This is a genomic window from uncultured Meiothermus sp. (assembly GCF_937863175.1).
Classification (GTDB): Bacteria; Deinococcota; Deinococci; order Deinococcales; family Thermaceae; genus Meiothermus.
Genome location: NZ_CALMCQ010000401.1, coordinates 1 through 2,266 on the forward strand (window position 1 = coordinate 1; position 2,266 = coordinate 2,266).

A 2,266-nucleotide genomic window follows, 5' to 3' on the forward strand; every position below is an offset into this window, starting at 1 on the left:
TGCGTGGTGAGCCATTGCGGCACCAGCGCCGCGGCCACCAGCCAGGCCAGGAACTCCTGGTTGCGCCCGCCCTGGCCCGAACCGCGCACCGTTACGCTGGCCTCGCCGCCCGAGAGCAAGACCACCGGGGGCCGAAAAGGCTGCCCATGTATGCGGATGCTTTGCACCATACCGGCATGGAAACGGGCCAGCTCTCTCGCCTCACCCTGAAACCGATCCGACAAAATCACCGCGGTGTGGCCCTGCGTCTGCCAGTAGTCGCGGGCCGCTTCCAGCAAGAGTTGGTTGTTTCCGATCAGCCGGTTGTGCACCCGAGTGAAGAGGGTATCCCCCGGCTTGGGAGATTCGGCCAGGGCTCCGCACACCCCTTGGGCCAGGTGGGTGCGAACCTCCGGAAAATCCAGGCCATACCTGTCGAGAACCTCCAGCGCATCGGCAAAGGTGGTTTCGTCCGGCACGGTCGGCCCCGAGGCGATCACCGACAGGTCATCGCCGGGTACATCAGACAGGTACAGTGCATGAATACGCGCTGGTGTGGCGGCTGCCAGCCGCCCACCTTTGATGCCAGAGAGGTGTTTTCGTACTGCATTCATCTCCTGGATATCGGCCCCACAGCGCAAAAGAGACCGGGTCAGGGCTTGCTTGGTGGGCAGATCCACTCCCCACGGAACACATAAAAGCGCACTACCCCCGCCCGAGACCAGAAGGAGCAGCAGATCCTCTGCTTCGAGCCTGGAGACGGCACCCAGGATTTTTTGCCCGGCCTGCACACTCCGCTCGTCGGGAACTGGATGGCTGGCGGGCAGTACCACCCCATTGGAATGGTTGGGCAAAACCAGCGAATCCTCGGCTTTTGGAACCGCTACATACGGAACCTGGGGAAACTGCTTTCGGGCTGCCTCCAACATGCTCAGGGCAGCTTTCCCCACCGAAACGATCAGCGCGGGGGCCTCCTCGGGAAGGTGCTGGGCGGTGAGATGGGCCGGATGGGTCTGCTGCAAGGCGTGGTGAAAACTGGCGATTAGCTGCTCGCGCATACCCGGCATTCTACGCAAAAAGCACCCTCCAACCTCGAAGCCCTGAGGTCCAACGGTAAGGGATCGGGCGGGTTGCCCAGACGCCTATCCGATGGGACTGGCTTGCACCTTTTCGTACGCCCGATCTAGCAGTTCGGTGGTATGCATCACCGGAATGTCCTTTCCCAGCCTGCGCAGGTGGGTCTGAATCTGGGTGAAGCAGCCGATATTTCCCGTTACGACCAGTTGGGCACCCGTGGCAATGATGTTACGGGCTTTTCGCTCGCCCAGGGTGGCGGCAATGGCGGGCTGCTCGAGGTTATACGTTCCTGCCGAACCACAACACAACTCGCCCTCCGCAATCTCCACCAGCTCCAGGCCCGGGATGCTGCGCAACAGTTGGCGCGGTTCGGCGCGCACCTGCTGGGCGTGGGCCAGATGGCAGGCATCGTGGTAGGCCACCTTGAGGGGAGTATAGAGAGGCGGTACTTCCTTCAGGCCCAGCTCGCTCAAAAAGACCGAAACATCCTTAACCTTGGCCACCAGTTGGTCAGCCTGGGCTTGTTCTGGCTCGCCGTGGAAAAGAATGGGATACTCCTTGAGGCCCGAGCCACAGCCTGCGGCGTTGGTGACAATTGCGTCGTAATCTCCAGCAAAGGCTCCCAGGTTGTTGCGGGCAAAGTGCAAAGCTCGAGCGCGTTCGCCGGTGTGCATCGCCAGCGCACCACAACAGCCCTGCCCCCTGGGAATCACCACCTCCACCCCATTTCTGGCCAGTACCCGCAGGGTGGCGGTGTTGAAACCAGGTTGCAATACCTGCTGGGCACAGCCGGCCAGGAAGGCCACCCTGGCCCGCTTTGGGCCTTCCGCCGGAACTATTTCGGGGAGGGGTTGGCCCGGCGACAGACGGTCGGGTAGAAGCTCGAGCGGTGCTTGCAGCAGGGGGGGCAGCAGCGGTTTCATCCATTTGCCCAGTCGGCCCAGCATGGCCGCCGCCCGGAAACGTCGGGGATAGGGAAGGGTCTCCTGGATACCGATGCGAAAAAGCTTCTGGAAAGGGGGGCGGCGGCGCTTGGGCTCACTCCAGCCCCGGTAGGTGGAAATCAGTTCGCCGTAGGGAACGCCGCTGGGACAGGCCGTCACGCAGCCCACGCAGCCCAGGCACTTGTCGAGGTAGGGCTGGGCTTCCTCCCTCTCGAGACTGCCCTCCAGCACTTCTTTCATCAAAAAAATGCGCCCCCTGGGGGAGT

The 2,266-nt window shown here is 62.6% G+C and carries 2 protein-coding genes; both read right to left on the bottom strand.

Translation table 11 applies throughout. The features are described 5' to 3' along the window. Positions 1–1,037 (bottom strand): DUF4147 domain-containing protein (locus Q0288_RS15020; protein ID WP_299432110.1); only part of this gene is annotated, 1,037 nt, incomplete at its 3' end. Positions 1,038–1,121: 84 nt separating this feature from the next. Beyond that, a partial coding sequence (locus tag Q0288_RS15025) for a heterodisulfide reductase-related iron-sulfur binding cluster (RefSeq protein WP_299432113.1) occupies positions 1,122–2,266 on the bottom strand: 1,145 nt, incomplete at its 5' end.